At 71.6% G+C, this 25,933-nt stretch carries 17 protein-coding genes and 1 pseudogene; 8 read left to right on the top strand and 10 right to left on the bottom strand.

The genetic code is table 11. The features are described from left to right. Window positions 1-39: 39 nt before the first annotated feature. The 9 genes from K3769_RS32630 to K3769_RS32590 all read right to left on the bottom strand — a co-directional run bounded on the left by K3769_RS32630 (window position 40) and on the right by K3769_RS32590 (window position 12,867). A complete protein-coding gene (locus K3769_RS32630; protein WP_267029845.1) occupies window positions 40-975 on the bottom strand; it encodes a dihydrodipicolinate synthase family protein in 936 nt (311 codons plus the stop codon). A 106-nt stretch (window positions 976-1,081) separates the two neighbouring features. After that, on the bottom strand, window positions 1,082-2,524 hold the full coding sequence (locus K3769_RS32625) for an FAD-dependent oxidoreductase (protein ID WP_267029844.1): 1,443 nt from the start codon (window positions 2,522-2,524) through the stop codon (window positions 1,082-1,084). Beyond that, window positions 2,517-2,825 (bottom strand): (2Fe-2S)-binding protein, encoded by a 309-nt coding sequence (locus K3769_RS32620; protein WP_267029843.1) that lies wholly within the window; start codon window positions 2,823-2,825, stop codon window positions 2,517-2,519. The genes K3769_RS32625 and K3769_RS32620 overlap by 8 nt, the downstream gene beginning before the upstream one ends. Next, window positions 2,822-4,003, bottom strand: coding sequence for an NAD(P)/FAD-dependent oxidoreductase (locus K3769_RS32615; protein ID WP_267029842.1), 1,182 nt, complete (start codon window positions 4,001-4,003; stop codon window positions 2,822-2,824). The genes K3769_RS32620 and K3769_RS32615 overlap by 4 nt, the downstream gene beginning before the upstream one ends. Window positions 4,004-4,091: 88 nt before the next feature. Next, window positions 4,092-5,951 (bottom strand): glycoside hydrolase family 76 protein, encoded by a 1,860-nt coding sequence (locus K3769_RS32610; RefSeq protein WP_267029841.1) that lies wholly within the window; start codon window positions 5,949-5,951, stop codon window positions 4,092-4,094. Between the two features lie 136 nt (window positions 5,952-6,087). After that, entirely contained in the window at window positions 6,088-6,810 is a 723-nt protein-coding gene (locus K3769_RS32605; RefSeq protein WP_267029840.1) for a class I SAM-dependent methyltransferase, read from the bottom strand. 195 nt (window positions 6,811-7,005) lie between these two features. Continuing rightward, window positions 7,006-9,450 carry an ATP-binding SpoIIE family protein phosphatase gene (locus K3769_RS32600; RefSeq protein WP_267029839.1) on the bottom strand — a complete coding sequence of 815 codons (2,445 nt, stop codon included), beginning with the start codon at window positions 9,448-9,450 and terminating at the stop codon, window positions 7,006-7,008. Window positions 9,451-9,774: 324 nt separating this feature from the next. After that, a complete protein-coding gene (locus tag K3769_RS32595) occupies window positions 9,775-12,177 on the bottom strand; it encodes an MFS transporter (RefSeq protein ID WP_267029838.1) in 2,403 nt (800 codons plus the stop codon). A 246-nt stretch (window positions 12,178-12,423) separates the two neighbouring features. After that, the gene (locus K3769_RS32590; RefSeq protein WP_267029837.1) at window positions 12,424-12,867 is read right to left on the bottom strand and encodes an SRPBCC family protein; all 444 of its coding nucleotides are present in this window, start codon (window positions 12,865-12,867) and stop codon (window positions 12,424-12,426) included. A gap of 150 nt (window positions 12,868-13,017) precedes the next feature. On the opposite strand from K3769_RS32590, the gene K3769_RS32585 reads away from it, so the two are divergent. The 3 genes and pseudogenes from K3769_RS32585 to K3769_RS32575 all read left to right on the top strand — a co-directional run bounded on the left by K3769_RS32585 (window position 13,018) and on the right by K3769_RS32575 (window position 16,560). Then, window positions 13,018-14,058, top strand: a complete 1,041-nt coding sequence (locus K3769_RS32585; RefSeq protein ID WP_267029836.1) for an Rv2578c family radical SAM protein — start codon at window positions 13,018-13,020, stop codon at window positions 14,056-14,058. 225 nt (window positions 14,059-14,283) lie between these two features. Then, window positions 14,284-15,894, top strand: a complete 1,611-nt coding sequence (locus K3769_RS32580; protein WP_267029835.1) for an alpha/beta hydrolase — start codon at window positions 14,284-14,286, stop codon at window positions 15,892-15,894. Window positions 15,895-16,038: 144 nt separating this feature from the next. Continuing rightward, a pseudogene (locus K3769_RS32575) lies at window positions 16,039-16,560 on the top strand (GNAT family N-acetyltransferase). A 777-nt stretch (window positions 16,561-17,337) separates the two neighbouring features. Here the strand turns inward: K3769_RS32575 and K3769_RS32570 are convergent. Beyond that, the gene (locus K3769_RS32570) at window positions 17,338-17,937 is read right to left on the bottom strand and encodes an adenylosuccinate lyase (protein ID WP_267029834.1); all 600 of its coding nucleotides are present in this window, start codon (window positions 17,935-17,937) and stop codon (window positions 17,338-17,340) included. 404 nt (window positions 17,938-18,341) lie between these two features. Between K3769_RS32570 and K3769_RS32565 the strand changes: the two genes are divergently transcribed. The 5 genes from K3769_RS32565 to K3769_RS32545 all read left to right on the top strand — a co-directional run bounded on the left by K3769_RS32565 (window position 18,342) and on the right by K3769_RS32545 (window position 25,932). Next, window positions 18,342-20,156, top strand: a complete 1,815-nt coding sequence (locus K3769_RS32565; RefSeq protein ID WP_267029833.1) for a 3-hydroxyacyl-CoA dehydrogenase family protein — start codon at window positions 18,342-18,344, stop codon at window positions 20,154-20,156. A 187-nt stretch (window positions 20,157-20,343) separates the two neighbouring features. Then, on the top strand, window positions 20,344-21,159 hold the full coding sequence (locus K3769_RS32560; protein ID WP_267029832.1) for a TetR family transcriptional regulator: 816 nt from the start codon (window positions 20,344-20,346) through the stop codon (window positions 21,157-21,159). 406 nt (window positions 21,160-21,565) lie between these two features. Then, entirely contained in the window at window positions 21,566-22,903 is a 1,338-nt protein-coding gene (ccrA, locus tag K3769_RS32555; protein ID WP_267029831.1) for a crotonyl-CoA carboxylase/reductase, read from the top strand. A 9-nt stretch (window positions 22,904-22,912) separates the two neighbouring features. Next, a complete protein-coding gene (locus K3769_RS32550) occupies window positions 22,913-24,961 on the top strand; it encodes a protein meaA (protein ID WP_267029830.1) in 2,049 nt (682 codons plus the stop codon). Next, window positions 24,958-25,932, top strand: a complete 975-nt coding sequence (locus K3769_RS32545) for an HpcH/HpaI aldolase/citrate lyase family protein (RefSeq protein ID WP_267029829.1) — start codon at window positions 24,958-24,960, stop codon at window positions 25,930-25,932. The genes K3769_RS32550 and K3769_RS32545 overlap by 4 nt, the downstream gene beginning before the upstream one ends. The last annotated feature ends 1 nt before the right edge of the window (window position 25,933 follow it).

Here is a 25,933-nt window from a genome sequence, read left to right as displayed (position 1 = left end):
ACTGTCTCCCTCTCTCCCCGACCGGACCCGGTCCGGCCCTCAGACGAGCCCCGCCGCCACGGCCTTCTCGGTGGCGGCCCGCACGGCGGCCTCCTGGCCGGCCCGCAACGGCACGCGCGGCGGACGCACCGGCCCGCCGTACCGGCCGACGATGTCCATCGACAGCTTGATCGCCTGGACGAACTCCACCTGGGAATCCCACCGCAGCAGCGGATGCAGCTGCCGGTAGAGGGGCAGCGCGGTGTCGAGGTCGCCCCGGACGGCTGCGCGGTACAGCTCGACGGACGCGGCGGGCAGCGCGTTCGGGTAACCGGCGACCCAGCCCTTGGCGCCGGCCACCGCCAGCTCCAGCAGGACATCGTCGGCGCCGATCAACAGGTCGAGATCCGGCGCGAGTTCGGCAATGCGGTAGGCGCGCCGCACATCGCCGGAGAACTCCTTGACCGCGTGGATGTACCCCTCACCGTGCAGCTCGGCGAGCAGTTCCGGCACCAGGTCGACCTTGGTGTCGATGGGGTTGTTGTACGCCACGATCGGCAGGCCCGCCTTCGCGACCTCCGCGTAGTGGGCGAGCACCGAGCGCTCGTCGGCCCGGTAGGCGTTGGGGGGCAGCAGCATCACGGACGCGCAGCCCGCGTCGCGCGCCTGCTCGGCCCAGCGCCTGGCCTCGGCGGAGCCGTACGCGGCGACGCCCGGCATGACGCGGGAGCCGCCTATCGCCGCCACGGCCGTCTCCACGACCTTGGCGCGCTCCTCGGGGGTCAGCACCTGGTACTCACCGAGCGAGCCGTTCGGTACGACACCGTCGCAGCCCTGTCCGACGAGCCACGCGCAGTGGTCGGCGTACGCGTCGTGGTCGACGGAGAGGTCGTCCCTGAGCGGAAGAGCGGTGGCGACGAGGACGCCACGCCAGGGACGACCGGAACCCTGGTCGGTCATGTCGGTCATGTCGGTGCTGTCGGTGCTGTCGGTCATGAGGGTTCCCGTCCGATCCTTGGGCCATGAGGCGTGAGGGCGTGTGGTGAAGGGAGGTCAGGTGGGCAGGCACGCGGGTGAGCAGGTGAGTAAGCGGGCGAGCGGGTCACGGGCCTTCACCGGGCTCGCGCGCCAGCACACCGAGAGGCACCGGCCGTGCGAACGGCCGCCGTGACGGTGTCGGCGGACACCCCGCGAGCCCCGCCACCGCGGGACCGCACATCCGCCCCTGGCACCAGCCCATCCCGGCCCGGGTCAGCAGTTTCACCGTACGGACGTCCCCGGCGCCGAGTTCGTCGACGGCCTCCCGGATCGCGGCGGCGGGCACCTCCTCGCACCGGCACACGAGGGTGTCGTCACCGACCCGCTCCACCCAACGGCCGGGCGGCGTAAAGACGTTGTCGACGGCGGCGAAGAACTCTCGCCGTCCGGCCCGCGCCTTGGCGGCCCGCGCGTAGGAACGGGGCTCGGGTGCCCGGGAGTCGAGCCGCGCGGCGATCGAGAGTCCCGCGATCCTGCCCTCGGCGAGCGAGAGCGCCGCGCCGCCGATCCCGGTGGTCTCACCGGCGGCCCAGACGCCGGGTACGTCGGTGCGCTGTTCGTCGTCCACGGCGACGTTCGCCCCGTCGAGGCGGCAGCCGAGCGTCTCGGCGAGGTCGGTGTGCGGCAGCATGCCGTGTCCGACGGCGAGGCTGTCGCAGGGAATCCGCCACTCGCTGCCCTCCCTGACCCGTCCGTCGGTGTCGAGCGCTGCCACGGTCACGGCTTCGAGGCGGTCGGTCCCGTGCGCCGCGACGACGGCGTGACGGGTGTGTGCCCGCACCCGGTACCGCGCCAACTCGGCCGCGTACCAGGCCCCTTCGGCGAGCTTGTCCGGATGGGCGGCGAGCACCCGCGCATGCCGCACGAGGTCCCTGGGGTCGGCGGATTCCACGAGGGCCGCCACCTTCGCCCCGGCCGCGGCCAGTCCGACGGCCACCGGCATCAGCAGCGGCCCGGTCCCGGCGACGACCGCGGTACGGCCCGGGAGTACGAGGCCGCTCTTCAGCATGGCCTGCGCCCCGCCCGCGGTGACGACCCCGGGGAGGGTCCAGCCGGGGAACGGCAGCACCTTCTCGTATCCGCCGGTGGCGAGGAGCACGGCGTCCGCACGGACCGCCACGGACTCCTCCTGCTCGGGCCCGAACAGAGCGTGCACAGCAAAGGAGGCGGGGGCGGGGGCGGAAGCTGTGGAGGCGGACGTGGCGGTCCGGGGGGCCGACCGCCGCTCCACACACCACACATGATGCTCCGTCAGATGCGTGATCCGCCCCGCCGCGACGTGCACCGCGAGTCCGTCACGAAGCCGTTCCCAGGTACGCCACTGGTGATGCAGGGCCTGGGGCCGCCGTGCGCCGAGCCCGGCGGCGGGCTGCCGGTAGAACTGACCGCCCGCGTCCGGAGCAGCGTCCACCAGGGTCACCGCTACGCCGCGCGCGGCAGCCGCGAGGGCCGCGACGAGCCCGGCGGGTCCCGCGCCGATCACCGCGAGACGGGGTCCCTCACTCATGCGGGCCGGTCCCTTCCTGGGTTCGGATCACGTCACCCGGCTCCGCCCGTACCAGGCAAGCCCGTTGGTTGGGGCGCCCGTTGACGGTCAGCAGACAGTCGAAGCACACCCCGATCCCGCAGAAGACGCCACGCGGCTCACCGCTCCCCCGGGTCGTGCGCCAGGACATGACACCCGCGGACCACAGGACGGCCGCGATCGTCTGGCCGGGAAGCACGGTCAGCTCCCGCTCGTCGAACGTGACCGTGAACGGCGGTCCGGGCCGGGCCCGGACCAGACTCAGGGGCGTACGCGGCGTCACGAGCGGACCTCCTCGGGCGGGGGATCGGGGAAGCGGTGGGGGCGGAACGGCGTGAGGTCCAGGTCGGGCGTCCTGCCCGCCAGTACCTGGGCGATCAAGTGGCCCGTACCGGTGGCGAGTCCGATGCCCGCGCCCTCGTGCCCGCACGCGTGGAAGAGGCCGGGGACGCGCGCGTCGGGTCCGACGGCGGGCAGGTGGTCCGGCAGGTACGGCCGGAAGCCGAGGTAGGCGCGCATGGCCCGCACCTGGGCCAGGAAGGGGAACAGCCGGGTCGCGCCGGCCGCCAGTTCCCGCGTGACGGGCAGCGAGAAGGAGCGGTCGAAGCCGACCCGTTCCCGGCTGGCACCGATCAGTACCGGACCCGCCGCCGTGCCCTCGACCACCGGGGAGGTCTGCAGCGCCGCCGAGTCACTGGCCACGTCGGCCACGTAGTCCGCCGCGTACACCTTGTGGCGCACCCTGCGCGGCAGGGGTTCCGTCACGAGGACGAAGCCGCGCCGGGGCAGGACGGGCAGGGACACCCCGGCCAGCGCGGCCACTTCCCCGCCCCAGGTCCCGGCCGCGTTGACGACCGCGGGCGCGTGGATGTCACCGTGCGGGGTACGGACACCGCGCACCGCCCCCGAGGCCGTGCGCAGCACGTGCGTGACCGTCCGGCCGGTCAGCGCCGACGCACCGGCCGTGCGGGCGAGCCGGACGAGACGGGCTGCCGCGAGCGTCGGCATCACCTGGGAGTCCTGCGGGTAGAGCACGCCCCCCGCGAGGCCGGGCGCCAGGTACGGTTCCAGGTCGTGCAGGCGCTCCGGGCCGACGGACTCGGCGCGGACCCCGGCGGCACGCTGTGCGGCGGCCAGCTCCTCCAGCGCCGCGAGCCCGCCGGGTGCGGAGGCGACGACGAGGCCGCCCTTGGCCTCGTACTCGACGGAGTCGCCCACGCCCGGTTCGGCGGCGAGGTCGGCCCACAACCGGCCGGAGAGCAGGGCGAGTTCGAGTTCGGGGCCGGGTTCCTTGTCGGAGACGAGGAGGTTGCCCTCGCCGGAACCGGTGGTGCCGCCCGCCACCGGACCGCGGTCCACCAGGACGGCGCGCAGCCCCGCCCGGGCCGCGTACAGGGCGGTCGCCGCCCCTACCATTCCGGCCCCGACGACCACTACATCGCAGGTCAGCGAGTTGCTCACGTCAGTAATATGTCACATACCCCAGAGAATTCACACCCCCCTTTCGCAACGCTCCGAAAGCCCGGAAGCGCAGCCGGAATCCGCGCGCTCAGCCCGCGAGCCGTCCCGCGGCGGTCAGCGCCTCCAGCGCGCTCGCCTGGGTGCGCCAGTCCGAGACGTTGGGCGCGGCTCCGGACCAGCGCTGGCCGAGGCGGTTCAGCGTGTCCCGGTCGGCCGTCCACACGGAGTCGGCCTGCCGGGTGACGTACGCCTTGTACGCGGTCGAGGACGTGGCGTCCGCGAGGTCGGCGAGGTGCCGTACGAAGATGCCCTTGAACTGCTTCTGGTTGTCGTCGCAGGAGGCCGTGCCGAGGTCGCAGGACTCGGTCAGCACGCCGCCGCGGGTCAGCGCGGGTGAGGAGATCGCGGTGTCGGCCAGCCGCTCGGCCGTGGCCAGGTACCGGGCGCTTCCCGTCGACCGCCACAACTGCGTGAAGGCGCCGATGGCGAGTCCCTGGTTGTAACTCCACACGGTCTGACCGTTGTTGGCGCAGCCCGAGGTGATCCCGTCGTTGACGAGGCCCGCGGAGTTGATCATCCCGCTGGCGAGGTACCAGTCCGCCGCCGTGCTCGCGCGGGCACCCCACACGGTGTCGCCCGCGATCCGCTGGTGCAGCGAGGTGGTGAGCCACAGGTAGAGCCCGTTGGTCACGGCGTTCTTGTAGGTGCGCTCCCGGTCCCACCACACTCCGCCGCCGCAGGTGCCGGTGTCCCAGTACCGGTGGACGTAGTCGGTGATGGTGACCGCCTCCTCCAGATAGCGCCGGTCACCCGTGTAGTCGTACGCCGTCAGCCAGGCCACCGCCCACCAGCCCGCGTCGTCGATGGCCCGGCTGATGAAGTGGCCCTCGATCGGGTCCGAGCTGCGTCCGCCCGCGGGGAAGACACCCCGGTTCTGTTCGTAGGTACGGGCGATCACCCAGTCGTAGTCGTGCCGGCCGCTCTGCTCGGCGAACTCGACGACGGAGGTGAGCGCGACGGCGGAGTTCCACCAACTGCTGCGCCACCAGCCCTCATCGGTCCGGTACGAGGCCATCAGCGCGTCCGCCGCCCCGCGCGCCCTGGTCGGCGCGGGCCTGGCCCAGGCCGTGCAGCTGCCCTCCTGATGGGCGGCCTCGCGACCGCAGGCGCGGACCGCCCCGCCGTACAGCAGGCCGCGCGGGTCCCGGGTGGCGAACAGGGCGGTCCGCGCGGAGGCGGCTCCGGAGGACACGCTCGTACGGCCGAGAGAGGAGCCCTCGGGATGGCTAGCGCCACTGTCCCAGGAGCGGTCCAGCCATATCTCGTCGCCCGGGCCGCCGCCCGCGATCACACCCCAGGCCATACCGCCGCGCTGGTCGACGTGCAGGCTGATGGTGCGGCCGAAGAGTGTGGTCGCGGGGACCGGGGTGTCGTCGCCGGCCGCCGTGGCGGGGTCGGCGCCGTCGCAGGACGAGCCGTCGCACACCTTCGGGTACACCCAGTCCGTGCAGGTCACCCCGGCTGCGTCGGCGCAGGCACGGATCCAGCCGCGCCGGTGCCCCACGGGGTCGGTGATGTTGTACATGAGGGTGCGGGTGCCGGTCCAGGAACCAGGGACGCTCGCCTTGCCGAGCAGTCCCTCCCAGGTGGCGCCCCGGTCCCAGGAGCGGTCCAGCCAGACCGCGTCGCCCGCCACGGCGTCGTCGATGCTCGCCCAGGCCGCGCTGTCCGCGTCGGAGACGTGCAGCCGCAGAGTTCTGCCGTTGACGGTCCTGTCCGGTACCGGGAACGTGTCCTGCCGCGCCTTCGAGGGGTCGAGCGTGTCGCACACCAGGGCGCAGACCGGTGTCGCGGCGTGGGAGGGGGTGGGGGGAAGGGCGACGAGGCCGGCCAGGGCCAGGAACAGGACCAGGAGTCCGCCGACGAGGGGGTGGGGGCGTGCCGCCATGACGTATCGCCTCTCTGGAGAAGCCAGAAGCCGTGCACGGAAGGGCAGAGGCGGCCTGCCGGTGGACCACCGCTTAGATCGTGCCCATGTCAAACCCCGTCTACGACCGAACCGCCCCAGGACTTTCGAGCCGCTCTCAGCCGCGTCCCACGACCATCCAGAGGGAGGGCAACTCGATCCGCGAGCCGTCGGCCCGGGACTCCGTGGTCACCAGGGGCAGCTCCCCGCTCGCCACCACCACGAGCCCGGCCGCCCGCACGTACTCCGGTACGGCGGCGTCGGCCACCTCTCCGGGCGCGATGCCGTGCCGGAGAACGGGCGCGAGTTTCGCGGGCGGCCCCCCGGGGCCCTGGGCGAGATCGCGCAGCATGACACCGGCGGCCTCGGCCGGCTCGACGAGGAACGCGCGGCCCCGGTCGCCGACGAGCGTGGCCAGACCGTCGACGAGCGACTGCCGGTCGGCGGGCTCGCACTGGTGCAGGACACCCCGCACATAGACGTTGACGTCACCGATCTCGGCGTGCAGCGTCTCCGCCTCGGCCGGCTCCGCCGCGTCGACCAGCCGGTAGTGGGCCTGGCCCGCCGGGTCCGCGAGCCGCGCGTGATCGAGGGCGGCGGCCGACAGATCGGCACCGATGACCCTCGGATAGCGGTCGGCGAGGAACCGGGTCTGGGTGCCGTTGCCGCAGCCGAGGTCCACGAGGGGCAGCCCCCGGGCGGTCAGATGCGGCTCGAACAGGCCGAGATGGACACCCACCGTGAGCGCTGGTTCGGCGTCCCAGAAGACGGCTCCCCGCTCGACGGACGCCTCCTGCCAGAAGCCCTCCCAGGCTTCCCTGTACCGCGTGGTCACGCTCATGCCGGCTCCCCAGGAAAAGTGACGGGCAGTCCGGTCTATCGCGCCGGGCGCACTGCGACAAGAAGACGGCGCACACTTTCACGCCCCGAAAGGGGCGCGCGGAACTGCGCGCCCAGCCCTCGCCGGCGCGCGGAGTCGTCCCCACGCCCGCGAAGTCGTCCCCACGCCCACGGCGCAGCGCCCCGCGCTTCGCGGTCAGCGCCGCGGCAACGTCAGTTCGTACCACACCGTCTTGCCGGAGCCGGTCCGGCTGGTCCCCCACTCGTGCGCCAGCGTGCTCACGACCCGCAGACCCCGCCCGAACTCGTCGAGCCGCCCCGCGCTGAGCAACGTGGGCAGGGTGTGGTCGTCGTCGGCCACCTCGCACAGCAGGGTGTCGCCCCGGACCAGCCTGAGGTCGACCGGCCGGCTGTGGGAGTGCCGTACGGCGTTGGTGACCAGTTCGCTCACCAGCAGCTCGGCGGTGTCGGCGACGGAGTCCAGGCCCCACTCGTGGAGCTGTTCACGGACCGCCGCGCGCGCTCTGCCGGCCTCCCGGGGGTCGTGCCCGATCCGCCACTCGGCGACGTCCTCGGGCTCGATGCCGTTGAGCCGGGCCAGCAGGAGCGCCACGTCGTCCTTGCGGCCGCCGCGGGTGTTGAGCGCCCGGATGATGGTGTCGCAGGCGGCGTCCATGGAGGCGGCCGGGTGGGCCGCGGACTCGCAGAGCGTGGCGAGGCCGACACCGATGTCCTCGCCGCGCACCTCGACCAGGCCGTCGGTGCACATCACGAGCCGGTCGCCGGGTGCCACCCGCACGCGTACGGACTCGAAGGGCACTCCGCCGACTCCGATGGGCGCGCCGGTCGGCAGGTCGAGCAGATCGCTGCGGCCGTTCTCGGCGCGGACCACCACGGGTGGGATGTGGCCCGCGTTGGCGATCTCCAGCTCGCTCGCGATGGGGTCGTAGATCGCGTACAGGCAGGTCGCGAGGTAGTGCTCGCCGAGGCGCTGCGCCAGGTCGTCGAGGTTGCGCAGGAGCTGGGCGGGTGGCAGGTCGAGGGCCGCCATGGTCTGGACGGCGGTCCGTAACTGCCCCATCATCGCGGCCGAGTTGAGCCCGTGGCCCATGACGTCACCGACGACCAGGGCGGTGCGCGAGCCGGGCAGCTTCACGGAGTCGAACCAGTCGCCGCCGACCCGTCCGAGCAGGGTGCCCGGCAGATAGCGGGTCGCGATGTCGCAGCCGGACATCCGCGGGGCGATGTGCGGCAGCATGCTGTCCTGGAGGGTCTCGGCGACGCTCTCCTGGTACATGTACATGCGGGCGTTGTCGAGCACGAGCCCGGCGCGGGCGGCGAGTTCGGCGCCGGTGACGCGGTCCATGTCGTTGAACTCGACGCGCTCCGGGTGGCGCAGCAGGATCATGAACCCGAGGACCACGTGGCGGGCCTTGAGGGGCACGACAAGCATGGAGCGGCCGGTGATCAGGGGCCGGATGTCGCGCTTCTCGAACTGCGCGGCGATCATGTGGCCCATCTGCTCGCTGATGCGGGGCACGAGGACGGGTTCGCCGGTGGTCATGCACTGGAAGAACGGGGTGTGCGCCGGGAACGGCATGGCCTCGCCGACCGGCACGACGTCGTCCCAGCGGCCCGGTTCGTCCGTGTGCTCCAGCGCGACCCGGTGCCACATGGTGGTCGTGTCGGGCACGCCGTCGGAGAACCCCTCACCGGCGACGACCTGTTCGCGCAGATAGGTCCCGGCCACGTCGGTGAAGCGCGGGACGACGGCCCGGCTGACCTCGACGATGGTGCGGGACAGGTCGAGCGAGGTGCCGATGCGTCCGCTGACCTCGTTCAGGAACTCCAGCCGCTCGCGGACGGCCACGTATTCGAGGTCCTGGGCCTCGTCCTCGGCGTCCGGCGGCAGGGGCTCGCCCGACAGGGCCGCCGCGGCGGCGCGCTGCCGGCGCGCCGTGCGCTCGCTGCGCCGCGGGACACCCCAGTCGGGGGTGACGGGAACCCGGTCGTTCTGGCTGAACTCCAGTACGGGATAGCCCAGTTCGAGGACCTGGGAGACGATGCGGGCGCTTTCGCCCACGCTCATGCTCGGCAGGATCTCGGGCAGTCCGCGGGCCAGGTCCTCGGCGCCGGGGAAGTCGGTGTGCAGCGCGAACCCGGGCGCGATGCGTTCCACGGCGGCGCCCGCGCCGGATGTGCCGGTGCCCTCGGCACGCAGCGCGCCCGCGTCGGCGGCGAGCACCAGCAGCCGCTCCGTCCCAGGACCCACCAGTGGGTACGCCCACCACAGGACGTCGATCCGGTCGTTGTCCGCGGCCGTCAGCCGGGCGCGGCCCGCCGCCGGGTAGAACAGCCGCCCGTCCAGGGAGGATTCGAGGTCGGGGCCGAGTCCGTCGTATGCGGCGTACGCCCCGTAGGGCGCGGTCTCTTCGTCCTCGGGGAACGCGCCGGAGACGGGCAGCAGGTCGACGACCGGACGGCCGACGGCTTCTTCCCTCGCGGTACCGAAGAGGCGCCGGGCGCCCCGGCTCCAGTGCGACACCAGTCCCGCCCGGTCCACCACGACCACGGCCAGCGGGATCCGCCCCGCCGCGGCGCCGCCGTGCGGAGGGTCACTCCTCTCGGTGCCACGGTCCATGGCTCAGGCCCTCTCTCCCACGGTCCGGGTCCGCAAGATCTGCGCCACCACACCAACCACGGTACGTCCGCCCCGGACACCGATGTGCGCCATTCCCCATTTTCCCTCCGCCGCACCCCTACCACGTCTGGGGGCGCGGGGAACGGCGCAATCTTTCCGCTCTTGGGGGCGCGGGGAACGGCGCAATCCTTCCGCCCTTGGGGGCGCGGGAAACGGCGCAGTCTCTCGGCTTCCAGGGGCGCGGGGAACGGCGCAGTCCTTCCGCTCTTGGGGGCGCGGGGAACGGCGCAATCCTTCAACCGGGGGCCGGTGACAGGCACCCCCTCACCCGTCCTCGTGCCCCAGCTGTAGGTTCCGCTCAGTACGCCCACCCCCCGCCACCTGCAACACCGTGGCCACGGGCGGGTACCCCGCCGCGATCACCGTGTACTCCCCCGACGAGAGGTCGATGAACCGGAACGCCCCGTCACCCCCGGTGGTCAGCGTGTCCACCACGTTCCCCGCCGCGTCGAGCAACGTCACCCGCGCGTCCTCGACCGGCCGCCCCCCGCTCGCCCGCACGGTCCCCCGCAGCACCGCACCGCCCGCCAGCTCGACGTCCTGCCGCGTCTCGCGCGCGGCCTGGACGCTCACCGGCAGCGCGGCCGGGCGGAACGCCGGAGCGCTCCCCGCCAGCGTGTACTCCCCCGCCACCAGCTCCGTGATGACGTAGCCGCCCTCCCGTCCGCTGCGCGTCGCGGCGACCACCTCCCCGTGCACATTGGTGAGCGTGACGGTGGCGTCCCGCACCGGAGTCCCGTCCGCCGTGACGACGCTCCCGGCCAGCCGCCCCGCGCCGCCGAGGACCACGTCCAGTTCCACCGGCCGTTCCCCGACGGTGACACTGACCGCCTGCGGCTGGTGCCCGCCGGCCGCGGCGATCAGGACGTACGACCCCGCGCCGGGCGTCGACAGCGCGTACCGGCCGTCCTCGCCGCTCGCGCCCCGCCCGATCTGTTGCCCCGCGACATCGATGAGGGTGAGCGCGGCGCGCGGCACGACGGTGCCGTCGGGATGCTGCACGGTGCCGCAGACGGGAATCCCGGCGGCGTACGACGAACGGGCGCCGGGCAGCGGGGCGTTGACCGGCACGGCGGTCTCGGGCGCTGCGGTGGGGGTGTGGTGGGACACCAGCGGTTTCTCCTTGAGGAAGAAGGCGACGAGCAGGCCGAGGACGAGCACCGGCACGAGGTAGAGGAAGATCCGCGGCATCGCGTCGGTGTACGCCGCGATGTAGCCGTCCCGCAGTGCGGCGGGCAGTGCGTGGACGAGCTGCGGGGTGATGGACTCGGGGTCGGGCGCACCGGCCCCGGCGGGCAGCCGGTCGGCGAGGGAGTCGGCGAGCCGGTCCGCGAAGAGGGTGCCGAAGACCGCCGCGCCGACGCTGCCGCCGATCTGCCGGAAGTAGTTGTTGGCGCTGGTCGCGGTGCCGAGGTCGTGCGGGTGCACGGAGTTCTGCACGGCGAGGATCAGCACCGGCATGACGAGGCCGATCCCGGCGCCGAGCAGGGCCATCCACACGCTGTAGTGCAGCCGGGGCGTGTCGGCTTCGAGCCGTGAGAGCAGCCACATGCCGAGGACCGACAGGGCACCGCCGAGGATCGGATAGATCTTGTAACGACCGCTGCGGCTGATGAGGTGCCCCGAGACGACCGAGGCGCCGACGATGCCGCCCATCATGGGCAGCATGAGCAGACCGGACTCGGTTGCGCTGGCGCCGTCGACCATCTGCAGGTACGTGGGCAGATAGCTGGCCGCGCCGAAGAGGGCGACGCCGACGATCACCCCCACGAGAGCGGTGACGTTGAAGACGCCGTCGCGGAACAGCCGCAGCGGGATGAGGGGTTCGGCCGCGCGGTGCTCGGCGACGAGGAAGAGCGCGGTCGAGGCGACGGCTCCCGCGGCGAGTCCGAGGACGACCCGCGAGCCCCACGCGTACTCCGTACCGCCCCAACTGGTCAGCAGCACAAGGCAGGTGGAGGCGACGGCGAGCAACAGAGCGCCCAGGACGTCCAGCCGGGGCCTGGCGGTGGGTTTCGGCAGTTCGAGGACGGCGGCCACGACGGCCAGGGTGATCAGGCCGAAGGGCACGTTGACGTAGAAGCACCAGCGCCAGGAGAGGTGGTCGGTGAAGTAGCCGCCGAGCAACGGGCCCGCGACGGAGGCGAGTCCGAACGCGGCGCCGATCATCCCCATGAAGCGGGCCCGCTCCCGGGCCGGCACGACGTCCGCGATGATGGCCTGTACGCCGATCATGAGGCCGCCGGCGCCGACTCCCTGGAGGGCGCGGAAGGCGATCAACTGGTCCATCGTGCGCGACCATCCGGCCAGCGCCGAGCCGATCACGAAGACGACGATGGCGAACTGGAAGACGCCCTTGCGGCCGTACAGATCGCCGAGCTTGCCGTAGACGGGCAGTCCCACGGTCGACGTGAGCAGGTACGCGGTGATCGCCCAGGACATCTTGTCCAGGCCGTGCAGCTCGCCGACGATCTTCGGGAGCGCGGTGGCGACGATCATCTGCTCCAGGGCCGCGAGGAGCAGCGCGAGCATGAGCGCGAAGAAGACCAGCCGCACGCGGCGCGGACTCAAAGTCTCCAACTGGGGGAGATCGGGCGGCGCCTGGGGTGTGTCGGGGGCCGGAGAGGAAACGTCTCGTCCGCTCTCCACCAGAGCCGTTCCGCCCACGTGCTGCTCCCCTCGTCGCGCCTGCGGGGCCCATTTCTCGCATTACGCGACATCTGGGAGCAAGCGCGACGAGTCGCCCCGAGGCGGGCCCCGGTGGACGTATCCGCCGGTCGGAGCCCTACGGCGGACAACTGACGTCGTACCGGAAACCACTCGAAACGGTGAGCGCGGGAAGCCTGCGGAGCGGCGTGGGCGGGCCGGGCCGACAGCACCGGCGAAGGCGGCGACGACTCATGGGCAGGGGTGCTACTTCTCCACCTCGGCGGCCAGCTTCGCCAGGACCTCGTCGTAGATGCGGCCGAGGCCCTTGGGCGCGAAGGTCCGCTCGAAGAAGCCGCCGATGCCGCTCGCGCCGTCCCAGACGGTGGTGACGACCACCCGCGACCTGCCCTCGCCGGCCGGGGTGACCCGCCAGGTGGTCACCATCGAGGAGTTGCGGTCCTTCTCGACCAGCTCGCCGTCGGTGGGCTCGCTCACGTCGAGCAGGCAGTCGCGGATGCGCTTGCTGGTGGCCTGGAGCTTCCAGTGGACGACGGATCCCTCGCCGTCGCCGCCCTCCAGTACCTCGTACTCGCTGAAGTGCTCGCTCAGGATCTTCGAACGCGTGCCGTTGTAGTCGGCCAGCGCGTCGAACACGTCGTCCGGCTGACCCGTCACGACTCGCTCGGTGGTGGCCTCGACCTGCGCCATTGCGTTCCTCCAGCACTCGGGATCTCGGGCGTCAGCGCTCAGCCAACCATCACGCGTGCGGGCCGCCCAAATCGGGGTCCGCAACTACGGGGTCGCACGATCAAGGGAACATGTGTTCTATTCTGTGGCGAGTGCTATCGAGGAGGCGTCATGCGGTGGGAGAACCTCGCAGTGGAGGCCGACGGGAATCCGTCGGCCGGCCCCACAAACCCCGCGCTGTTCGGCGCGGAGACGGTCACCACCCGGACGTTCGACACGCCCGAGTTCCGTGGAATCACCTTCCACGAGATCCGGGCCAGATCGATCGTCAACCGCGTACCGGGGGCCTCGCGCATGCCCTTCGAGTGGACGGTCAACCCCTACCGGGGGTGCACGCACGCGTGCGTCTACTGCTTCGCCCGCAAGACCCACAGCTATCTGGACCTCGACACCGGCCTCGGCTTCGACAGCCAGATCGTGGTGAAGGTGAACGCCCCGGAGCTGCTGCGGCGCCAGCTCGGCTCACGGCGCTGGCTCGGTGACCACATCGCGATGGGCACCAACGTGGACTGCTACCAGCGCGCCGAGGGCCGCTACCGGCTGATGCCCGGCATCATCGCGGCCCTGCGCGACCACGCGAACCCCTTCTCCATCCTCACCAAGGGCACGCTCATCCTGCGTGACCTGGACCTCCTGAAGCAGGCGGCGGCCGTCACCGAGGTCGGGATCTCCGTCTCCGTGGGCTTCACCGACCTCGACCTGTGGCGGACCGTGGAGCCGGGCACGCCCGCCCCGGAGCGCCGCCTGGACGTCGTGCGCACGCTGAGCGCCCACGGCATCGACTGCGGGGTCTTGATGGCCCCGGTGATCCCCTTCCTGGGCGACGACCCCTCCCAACTGCGCGCGACGGTACGGGCGATCGCCGCGTCCGGCGCGACCTCGGTGACCCCGCTCGTACTGCATCTGCGGCCCGGGGCCCGCGAGTGGTTCATGGACTGGCTGGGGCACCACCACCCGCATCTGGTGCGCCGGTACGAGCGGCTGTACGCGGAGGGCGCGTACGCCCCGAAGTGGTATCAGCGCCGGATCACCCGGCAGGTGCACGAGCTGGCCGAGGAGTACGGGATAGGCCCCACGCGCGCGGGGATGCCCCGCAGGATCCCGGTGCCCGAACCGGTCGCGCCGGTGCCCACGCAGCTCACCCTTCTGTGACGGCGCCCCTCACACACCGGTACCCCTCGCACCGGCACCCGCGTCCCTCGCACACCGGCCGGCACCGCCTGCCCTGCATCCGGCCGCACACCGCGGCCCGATGGGGTCAACTCTCGGCGGAAGCGGTCCTTCCGGGCGCCCGCCCCGGAACGATTCGGCCAGGGCCGTGAGGTGCACGGCTCCCTGGGGCCCCTGGTCCGGTACATCGATGTGAGGCGATTCATTGTGAACCGACGCGCAGCCGCCCTGTGCGGTGCCGCCGCCGTGGTGGCCGGAATGATCACCGCGGTCCCGGCCGACGCGAGCCCGGCCTCCGCGACCGCCCGGCCCGCCGTCCCCTCCGCCGGCGCGGCGAAGCCCACCTGGAAGAAGTGCGGCACCAAGAGCTACCCGAAGCTCCAGTGCGCATCCCTCAAAGTGCCCCTCGACCACGCGAACCCGCACGGCCGGAAGATCACGCTCGCGCTGTCCCGGGTCCCGCACACCTCCAAGAAGACCTACCAGGGCCCCCTGCTGGTGAACCCGGGCGGGCCCGGCGGCAGCGGTCTGACCCTCGCCGGATTCGTCGCGGCCTCGCTGCCGAAGAACGTGGCGGCCCAGTACGACGTCATCGGTTTCGATCCGCGCGGCGTCGGCGCGAGCAGGCCCGCCCTGAACTGCCGGCCGGGGCACTTCAAGCCGGTGCGCCCCGACTCGCTGCCGACCACCCCCGCTCTCGAAAAGGCCAACCTCGACCGCGCCGAGGGCTTCGCGAAGGCCTGCGCCACCAAGTACGGGGACCTGCTGCCGTACATCGACACGGTGAGCGCGGTCCAGGACATGGACGCGATCCGCGGCGCCCTGGGCGCCGAGCGGATCAACTACTTCGGGTACTCGTACGGCACCTACCTGGGCGCCGTCTACGCCAAGCTCCACCCCGGGCGGGTACGGCGCATGGTGCTGGACTCCGTCGTCGATCCCACCGGTGTCTGGTACGACGACAACCTCGCGCAGGACCACGCCTTCAACTCCCGCCATCGGGCCTTCATGGCCTGGGTCGCCAAGCACGACGCGACGTACAAGCTGGGCACGGATCCGGAGAGGATCGAGGCGGCCTGGTACGCGATGCGGGCGGCGCTGGCGAAGAAGCCCGCGGACAAGGTCGTCGGCGCCTCGGAGCTGGAGGACACCTTCTCCCCCGGCGCCTACTTCAACGGCTACTGGCCGTACCTCGCCGACGCGTTCGCGGCCTGGGTGAAGACGAAGAACGACGATCCGCTGGTCGAGGCGTACGAGGACTTCGGGGCCGTCGACACCGCGGGGGACAACGGCTACAGCGTCTACACCTCGGTGCAGTGCCGTGACGCGCACTGGCCGCGCGACTGGGACGAGTGGCGTGAGGACAACTGGGCGGTGTACGAGAAGGCGCCCTTCATGGCCTGGAGCAACGCCTGGTACAACGCCCCGTGCGCGTTCTGGCCCACGGCCCCGGCCGAGCCCGTGGACGTCGCGAACGACGCGGTGCCGCCGGTGCTGCTGTTCCAGGCGACGGACGACGCGGCCACCCCGTACGAGGGCGGTGTCATGGTCCACCACCTGCTGGCCGGCTCCAGCCTGGTGGTCGAGCGGGGCGGCGGCAACCACGGTGTGACGCTGAGCGGGAACACCTGCCTGGACAAGCACCTGGCCGCCTATCTGACCGACGGCCGGGTGCCGCGCGGCAGCGGCGAGGCCGACGCGGTGTGCGCGAAGCTGCCCGACCCCAAGCCGCTGACCGCGAAGGCGAAGGCGAAGGGGGGTGCGGGCACTTCCTCGCGCGGCACGACCCTGCACGGCCTGCTCGGCCCCCGGGGCTAGGGTCTGTCTGATACTTCCCGTCGTCGCCCGTGGCGCGGCAGACGGGAATTGTCCGACAGACCCCAGCCGGGACCGACGGAGAACAGCGGCGTTCGCGATACTGCCCTGATGATCCGCACCGGTACCCCGCCGCACATCCGCGCAATGACCCTGTCCGACTGCCCCCGCGTGGCGGAGATCCGTGTACGCGGCTGGCAGCGCGCGTACCAGGGGCTGATGCCCCGGTCGTACCTCGACGGGCTCGACGTGGCCGCCGAACTCCCGCTTAGGCGGGCCCACTTCGAGCGGGCCGAGGGCACGGACGTGGTGAACCTCGTCGCGGAGGCGGCCGGTGAGGTCGTCGGCTGAGCCTGCCACGGGCCCTACCGCGGCGGAGAACCGCGTGCCGGGGGCACCGGAGGAGCCGGGGACGCCGAGTTGTACGCGCTCTACGTCGCCCCCGACCGGACAGGGCACGGCGTGGGCCGTGCCCTGCTGCGGACGTCCGTCGAGCGGTGCGCCGCCGCGGGGCTCGGCAGGATGCTGCTCTGGGTCCTTCGCGAGAACGCGGGCGCGCGCCGTTTCTACGAGCGGGCCGGTTTCACCGCGGACGGCGCCGAGGAGCCCTACGAGGTGGAGGGCGTCGAGGTGCCGGAGGTGCGGTACGCCCGCCTGCTGGCAGACTGAGTCACCCCTCGCCGGGGTGGCCGCGTACAGGCGTCGGCCGTCGGGCCGGGACCTCTCCGAGGCGTCGACACCGCCTGTCCGCAAACGGTCGGGCGGACGGTACGCACGGCACATCAGGCGCGCGACGGCCGACGCGGCGGGGTTCGCCCCGCGGCCCCCGACAGGTGCGGTACGAGGAACACACAGGTCGTCCTCCGGCGCCCCCTGCCCCCTGCCGCTGACCGGCCCCTGACGGGCCACCTTCGGCCTTTCCCTGCAACTCTGCACCGGGTGGAGGGCGTTGGGCCGGGCACGGGAGGCATATTCCCGGCTACGGCCGGGACTCGCCGAGGGCCTTCGGCACTACGCTCGAAAGCGCATCGCCACCACCGGCCCGGGGAGAACCGGGCGTCCGGAGGGGGAGGATCCGGAATGATCCGCGTGCTCGTGGCCGACGCCCTGGCCATCGCCATCGGAGCACAGCCGGACCTGGGCTGCGGCGAAGCGGTGGGTACGGTCGACGAGGCGTTGCGGGAGGCGGCCCGTCGACCCCCCTCCCTCGCACTACCGACCATCCACCAACCCCCACCTGACCGGGGGCGCGGGGAACGGCGCAGGCTTCCGTCGTCAGGGGCGCGGGGAACGGCGCAATCTTTTGCTTTTAGGGCTTTTGCTTTTAGGGCTTTTACTTTTAGGGGCGCGGGGAACGGCGCAAACTTTTCGCTTGTAAGGGGCGCGGGGAACGGCGCGGCCAGCCCCCACTCACCCCCACCTACAGGCCGACGCCCCAAAAACCAGCTACCCCCGCCCCCGCGGAGCGCGCTGCGCCGGCAACCGCCGCAACGCGTCAGCCGCCGCCCCCGCCAACTCCGGCCGCACCAACGCCTCGTTCAACACCGGCCGGGCCCGCTCGTCCCCCAGCACCCCCAGCCCCTCCACACACGCGAGCGCGACCCGCCGATACGGATCGTGCGGCCGGAACCGCCGCGCCAGGGTGGTGATCAGCGCCGGCACGGACTCGGGTGCCCGCAGTTCCACCAGGAGCCGTACCGGATGCAGCGCGTAGGCGACGCGCAGCTCGTTGGTGGCGAGGGCCGCCGCCGCCCGAGCGGTACGCGGGTCCCCCAGCCGGGCCATCGCATAGGCGGCGGACGCGCACCGCTGCGGATCCCGGTGGTTGAGCAGCAGGACGAGCGCCTCGAAGGCCCGTCTGTCCCCGGCGACCCCGAGCCGGAAGGCGGCCAGCTCCCGCGCCCAGAGCGGCTGTTCGGGAGCGATGAGCACGGCGGCCAGCTCGTCGAGATCGCCGGTCGCCGCCAGTCGTTCGTACGAGAAGGACGCCATCGTGCCCGCCTCCTGCCGTAAGCGCTGGGTGAGCGATCGCAACTCTTCGTCCATGATGCAGAGACTATCCGCGACATACGTCACATGGACCGGCCAGGAAAGCGGGCTGGCGCGCTCGTTACTCACCGGTTAAGCTCAATCGAGCGAGTTACCCACTCGTGGATCTGCCCGTGGTGGCCTGGTGACGCAGCCGCCGCGGGAACACCCTCACACCCCCGTGGGCCGTGAGGGAGCTGGTCGGTTCGGTACAGCACGAGGTATTCGTACTCCGCATACCTCGGTACGACATGACGGCACGGCTCCGGGACAGGGCCCGCCGGTTCTCCTCACCCCTCAGCGGGTTCGTGCACCACCCGCAGACATCACGCGCGCGCATCACGCGCACCCTCCGCACTCCGTGCGCCCGTCGGCGTATCCGCGTGCGTCCCTCAGTCGTCACTCATTCCTGGAGTCCCGCGATGGCCACTCCCCTGTCCGACCCCTCGTTGTCCTCCGTGTCCCCTCTCAGGACCGTCGCCGTCGTCGGCCTCGGCACCATGGGCACCGGTATCGCCGAGATCCTCGCCCGGGCCGGCCGCGAGGTCGTCGGCATCGACATCAGCGAGGCCGCCGCGGCGCAGGCCGTCGGCGCGCTGGAGTCCTCGACCGCCCGTGCCGTGCTGCGCGGGCGGATCAGCGAGCAGGAACGCCACGACACCCTCGCCCGCTTCCGCACCTCCACCGATCTGCGGGCCGCGGCCGACGCCGACCTGGTGATCGAGGTGGCCCCGGAGTCGTACGAGGTCAAGCACCAGATCTTCCGTGAGCTGGACGGTGTGGTGCGGCCGGGGACGATCCTGGCCACCGGCACGAACGCCCTGTCGGTCACCCGGCTGGCCGCCGACTCGGCCCATCCCGAACGGGTCCTGGGCCTGCACTTCTTCAACCCCGCCCCGGCGATGAAGCTCGTCGAGGTCGTCTCGTCCGTGCTGACCGCGCCGGGTGCCGTCGCCGCCGTCACCGACCTCGCCCTCGAACTCGGCAAGGAGCCCGTCGCGGTCGGCGACCGCCCCGGCTTCGTCGCCGACGGCCTGCTCTTCGGCTACCTCAACCAGGCCGCCGCGATGTACGAGGCCAGGTACGCCAGCCGTGAGGACATCGACGCCGCGATGCGGCTCGGCTGCGGCCTGCCGATGGGCCCGCTCGCCCTGCTCGACCTGATCGGCGTGGACACCGCGCGTACGGTCCTGGAGGCCATGTACGCGGAGTCGCACGACCGGCTGCACGCACCGGCGCCGATCCTGAAGCAGCTCAGCCAGGCGGGCCTGACCGGCCGCAAGTCGGGGCGCGGCTTCTACACGTACGACGCCCCGGGCAGCGCGACCGTCGTCCCGGATCCCCTGACGCCGTCCGCCGAGGGGTCCGGGGCGGTCGGCCGGACCGTCCGCTCGGTCGGTGTCGCGGGCTCCGGGACGATGGCGTCCGGCATCGCCGAGGTCTTCGCGAAGGCCGGATACGACGTCGTCCTCGCCGCCCGCACCGAGGAGAAGGCCGGGACCGCGAAGGCCCGGATCGGCAAGTCCCTCTCGCGCTCCGTCGACAAGGGCCGTATGACGGCCGAGGTGGCCGCGGAGACCCTCGGGCGCATCACCCCGGCGGGTTCGTACGAGGCCTTCGCCGAGGTCGACCTGGCGCTGGAGGCCGTCGCCGAGGACCTGGAGATCAAGCGGCAGCTCTTCGCGGTGTTCGACAAGGTCTGCAAGCCGGGCGCGATCCTGGCCACGACGACGTCCTCGCTGCCGGTCGTCGCCTGCGCCCGGGCCACCTCGCGCCCCCAGGACGTGATCGGCATGCACTTCTTCAACCCGGCGCCCGCGATGAAGCTGGTCGAGGTGGTGCGGACCGTCCTGACGGCGGACGACGTGCACGCCACGGTCCGCGAGCTGTGCACCAAGGTCCGCAAGCACCCGGTGGACTGCGGTGACCGGGCGGGTTTCATCGTGAACGCGCTCCTGTTCCCCTACCTGAACAACGCGATCAAGATGGTCGAGGAGCACTACGCGACGCTCGACGACATCGACGCCGCGATGAAGCTCGGCGGTGGCTACCCCATGGGGCCGTTCGAGCTCCTGGACGTGGTCGGCCTAGATGTCTCCCTGGCCATCGAGAAGGTGCTGCACCGCGAGTTCCGCGACCCGGGCCTCGCCCCGGCGCCGCTCCTGGAGCATCTGGTGGCCGCGGGCTGCCTCGGCCGCAAGACGGGCCGCGGCTTCCGCGAATATGCGCGGCGCTGAGCCGCCGCGCCACGACGGGCCAGGGGACCGGCCCGGCATGCTCGCCTCCGGGCCAGGGGACCGGCCCGGAGGCGACCGTGCCGACTGGGGCGGGCTGCTCGACCCCGTCGCCGCCGGGGCCCCGGACCCCGGCGGAGAAAGACCCGGTCGGGAGCGCTCCGGCGCGTACATGCAGTACGTTCGGGGCATGTCCCAGCCCGCCAAGTCCCCCCGTACACCCGCCACGTCCGACGCGCCGGAGAGCGCCGCCGGCGGTCGCGCCGCGGCGCAGCGGCTCAAGATGCGCCGAGAGCTGGCGGCCGCCGCGATGGAGCTCTTCGCGACGAAGGGGTACGAGGCGACGACGGTCGACGAGATAGCCGCCGCGGCCGGGGTGGCCCGCCGCACCTTCTTCCGGCACTTCCGCTCCAAGGAAGAGGCGATCTTCCCGGACCACGACGACACGCTGATCCGGGCCGAGGCGGTGCTCAAGGCCGCTCCGGCGCATGAGCATCCGCTGGACACGGTGTGCCGCGGGATCAAGGAAGTCATGCAGATGTACGCGGCCCGCCCCGAGATCTCGGTCTCGCGCTACAAGCTCACGCGCGAGGTGCCGACGCTGCGGGAGGCCGAGATCGCGTCGGTGGCCCGCTACGAGCGGTTGTTCACCCGCTATCTGCTGGGGCACTTCGACGAGCACGCCCACGACGACGACGCCAACGACGACCCGCTGCTCGCGGAGGTCGCCGCGTCGGCCGTGGTCACCGCCCACAACCACGTGCTGCGGCGGTGGCTGCGGGCGGGCGCCCAGGGCGACGTCGAGGCCCAGCTGGACCACGCCTTCTCGATCGTCCGGAAGACCTTCGGCTCGGGGATAGGCGCCGGCCGGGACACCTCCGCGCACTCGGCGCCCGTGTCCTCCGCGTCGGTGGAGGGCGAGGTGCTGGTGACCGTCGCCCGCGTCGACGCCCCGCTGCACCAGGTCATGCGGACCATCGAGCAGGCACTGAAAGAACGGTCGTAGAGACGGCCCGCACGCACCGCCAAGGCATCCAAGGGGCACGCCCGTCAGGGCAGTGCCCCTTTTGGGATCCCCATCTGATCGATCATCGCTCATCTGTGACGGGCAGATGACAAGTGAGAGAAATTGTTGGCACTCGGTGCCTTGCTAGATGACACGCAGTGTCATACGTTGAAGAGGTCCGGGCGGCCGGCGTGCAGAGATCCTTCGTACGCCGGCTGTCCCCGCAAGCCATGGCCTGCGAGCCCGGACGCCTGCGTCACAGGCAACCTTCCGCGCCACAAAGCGCTGCCGAGCACCACCCCTCCGCCGAACCGACGGCACGCCTCACCAGCAGCTATCCACCCCGACGTACCCCTCAGCGTTCTCCCTCGGACGCTCTCGGACGCCCATCGCCGGAGGCAACACCGTGAAGGAAATCCTGGACGCGATCCAGTCGCAGACCGCCACGTCAGCCGACTTCGCCGCGCTCCCGCTCCCCGAGTCCTACCGCGCGATCACCGTGCACAAGGACGAGACGGAGATGTTCGCCGGGCTCACCACCCGCGACAAGGACCCGCGCAAGTCGATCCACCTGGACGACGTGCCGGTGCCGGAGCTCGGCCCCGGCGAGGCCCTGGTGGCCGTGATGGCCTCCTCGGTCAACTACAACTCCGTGTGGACCTCGATCTTCGAGCCGGTGTCCACCTTCAGCTTCCTGGAGCGCTACGGCAGGCTCAGCGAGCTGACCAAGCGCCACGACCTGCCGTACCACATCATCGGTTCGGACCTCGCGGGCGTCGTGCTGCGCACCGGTCCGGGCGTGAACGCCTGGCACCCCGGTGACGAGGTCGTCGCGCACTGCCTCTCCGTCGAGCTGGAGTCCAGCGACGGGCACAACGACACGATGCTCGACCCCGAGCAGCGCATCTGGGGCTTCGAGACCAACTTCGGCGGGCTGGCGGAGATCGCACTCGTCAAGTCCAACCAGTTGATGCCCAAGCCGGACCACCTCAGCTGGGAGGAGGCGGCGGCCCCCGGCCTGGTCAACTCCACCGCGTACCGGCAGCTGGTCTCCCGCAACGGCGCCGGGATGAAGCAGGGCGACAACGTCCTCATCTGGGGCGCAAGCGGCGGCCTCGGCAGTTACGCCACGCAGTTCGCGCTCGCCGGCGGCGCCAACCCCATCTGTGTGGTCAGCAGCCCGCAGAAGGCGGACATCTGCCGGGCGATGGGCGCCGAGGCGATCATCGACCGCAACGCCGAGGACTACCGGTTCTGGAAGGACGAGCACCACCAGGACCCGAAGGAGTGGAAGCGCTTCGGCAAGCGCATCCGCGAACTGACCGGCGGCGAGGACGTCGACATCGTCTTCGAGCACCCGGGCCGCGAGACCTTCGGCGCCTCCGTGTACGTCACCCGCAAGGGCGGCACGATCGTCACCTGCGCCTCCACCTCGGGCTACCAGCACGAATACGACAACCGCTATCTGTGGATGTCCCTGAAGCGGATCATCGGCTCGCACTTCGCCAACTACCGCGAGTCGTGGGAGGCCAACCGGCTCATCGCGAAGGGCAAGATCCACCCGACGCTGTCCAAGGTGTACTCGCTGGAGGAGACCGGGCAGGCCGCGTACGACGTGCACCGCAACCTCCACCAGGGCAAGGTCGGGGTCCTGGCGCTGGCGCCCACCGAGGGTCTCGGTGTGCGCGACCAAGAGAAGCGCGCCCAGCACGTCGACGCCATCAACCGCTTCCGGAACGTCTGAGGTCCGAAGATGACAGAGCGCCAGACGCCGCGGGAGCGGACCGAACGGGACCGGCCGTGGCTCATGCGGACCTACGCCGGCCACTCCACCGCGGAGGCGTCCAACGAGCTGTACCGGCGCAACCTCGCCAAGGGGCAGACGGGTCTGTCGGTCGCGTTCGACCTGCCGACCCAGACCGGGTACGACCCCGACCACATCCTCGCCCGCGGCGAGGTCGGCCGGGTCGGCGTGCCCGTCTCGCACCTCGGTGACATGCGCCGGCTGTTCCAGAACATCCCCCTGGAGCAGATGAACACCTCGATGACCATCAACGCCACCGCCATGTGGCTGCTGGCGCTCTACCAGGTCGTCGCCGAGGAGCAGGGCGCCGACGTCACCAAGCTCCAGGGGACGACCCAGAACGACATCGTGAAGGAGTACCTGTCGCGGGGCACCCACGTGTTCCCGCCGGTCCCCTCCCTCCGTCTGACGACGGACATGATCTGCTACACGGTCAACAACATCCCCAAGTGGAACCCGATCAACATCTGCAGCTACCACCTGCAGGAGGCGGGAGCCACCCCGGTCCAGGAGATCGCGTACGCGATGTCCACCGCGATCGCCGTGCTCGACGCGGTGTTCGCGTCCGGCCAGATCCGCGAGGACCAGAAGGGGGACGTCGTCGCCCGCATCTCCTTCTTCGTGAACGCGGGCGTCCGCTTCGTCGAGGAGATGTGCAAGATGCGGGCGTTCGGCCGCATCTGGGACCGCATCACCCGCGAGCGGTACGGCATCGAGAACCCCAAGCACCGCCGGTTCCGGTACGGGGTCCAGGTCAACTCCCTCGGCCTGACCGAGGCCCAGCCGGAGAACAACATCCAGCGGATCGTGCTGGAGATGCTGGCCGTGACCCTCTCGAAGGACGCACGCGCGCGTGCCGTCCAACTGCCCGCCTGGAACGAGGCGCTGGGGCTGCCCCGCCCCTGGGACCAGCAGTGGTCGCTGCGCATGCAGCAGGTGCTCGCCTACGAGAGCGACCTGCTGGAGTACGCGGACATCTTCGACGGCTCGCACGTCGTGGAGGCCAAGGTCGCCCAGCTGGTCGAGGACTCGTTCGCCGAGATCGACCGGATCGAGGAGATGGGCGGCGCGATGGCGGCCGTCGAGTCGGGCTATCTGAAGTCGCAGCTGGTGTCCTCGCACGCCGAGCGCCGGGCCCGCATCGAGTCCGGCGACGAGAAGATCGTCGGCGTCAACATCTTCGAGTCGACCGAGCCCAACCCGCTCACGGCCGATCTGGACGCCGCGATCCAGACGGTCGACCCCGCGGTCGAGGCCCGGGTGACCGCGGCCCTCCAGGAATGGCGCGACACCCGCTACCAGCCGCCCTTCAACCACCCGCGCCCCTGCAAGGCGCTGGAGGGGCTGAAGGAGGCCGCCAAGGGCACCGGCAACCTCATGGCGGCCACCCTGGAGTGCGCCCGCGCCGGGGTCACGACCGGCGAGTGGGCGGGCGCCCTGCGCGAGGTGTTCGGCGAGTTCCGCGCCCCCACCGGGGTGTCGTCCGCGCCCGTCGCGGTGACTGCCGAGGAGGGCACCGCGATGGCGGTGGTGCGCCGCAAGGTGGAGCTGACCGCACGGGACCTGGGCGTCGGCAAGCTCCGCTTCCTGGTCGGCAAGCCGGGCCTGGACGGGCACTCGAACGGCGCCGAGCAGATCGCCGTACGGGCCCGTGACGCCGGCTTCGAGGTGGTCTACCAGGGCATCCGGCTCACCCCGGAGGAGATCGTGACCGCGGCCGTCGCCGAGGACGTCCACGGCGTGGGCCTGTCCATCCTGTCGGGCTCGCACGCCCAGCTCGTGCCCGACGTGCTGGAACGGCTGCGCGAGGCGGGCGCCGCCGACATCCCGGTGATCGCCGGCGGGATCATCCCGAACGCCGACGCCGAGCTGCTCAGGGCCGCCGGAGTGGCCGCCGTCTTCACCCCGAAGGACTTCGACATCACGGGAATCATCGGCCGTATCGTCGACGAGATCCGGAAAGCGAACAAGCTCGACCCTCTGGAGGTCCCCGCATGACCAGCCCTGCTCCCCAGGTCAACCGTTTGCGCCCGCGGCGCTCCTGCCTGGCCGTGCCCGGTTCGAACCCCCGCTTCCTGGAGAAGGCCCAGGGCCTGCCCGCCGACCAGGTGTTCCTCGACCTGGAGGACGCGTGCGCGCCGCTGGCCAAGCCGGAGGCGCGGCACACCATCGTCAAGTTCCTCAACGAGGGCGACTGGACGGGCAAGACGCGGGTCGTGCGCGTGAACGACTGGACGACCGAGTGGACGTACCGCGATGTCGTGACGGTCGTCGAGGGCGCGGGGCAGAACCTCGACTGCATCATGCTGCCCAAGGTCCAGGACGCCCAGCAGGTGGTCGCGCTGGACCTGCTCCTGACGCAGATCGAGAAGACCATGGGCTTCGAGGTCGGCCGGATCGGCATCGAGGCGCAGATCGAGAACGCGCGGGGACTGAACAACGTCAACGAGATCGCGACGGCGTCCCAGCGCGTCGAGACGATCATCTTCGGCCCGGCCGACTTCATGGCGTCGATCAACATGAAGTCGCTGGTCGTGGGCGAGCAGCCGCCCGGCTACCCGGCGGACGCCTACCACTACATCCTGATGAAGATCCTGATGGCCGCCCGCGCCAACGACCTCCAGGCGATCGACGGCCCCTACCTGCAGATCCGCAACGTGGACGGCTACCGCGAGGTCGCCCGGCGCGCCGCGGCCCTCGGCTTCGACGGCAAGTGGGTGCTGCACCCGGGCCAGGTCGAGGCGTCGAACGAGATCTTCTCGCCGTCCCAGGAGGACTTCGATCACGCCGAGCTGATCCTGGACGCGTACGCGTACTACACGTCCGAGGCGGGGGGCAAGAAGGGCTCCGCGATGATCGGCGACGAGATGATCGACGAGGCGAGCCGCAAGATGGCCCTGGTCATCTCCGGCAAGGGCCGCGCGGCGGGCATGCACCGCACGTCCAAGTTCGAAGCGCCGGAGGCCTGAG

It is taken from the genome of Streptomyces ortus (assembly GCF_026341275.1).
Lineage (GTDB): Bacteria > Actinomycetota > Actinomycetes > Streptomycetales > Streptomycetaceae > Streptomyces > Streptomyces ortus.
This window is presented reverse-complemented; position numbering and strand designations above follow the sequence as displayed.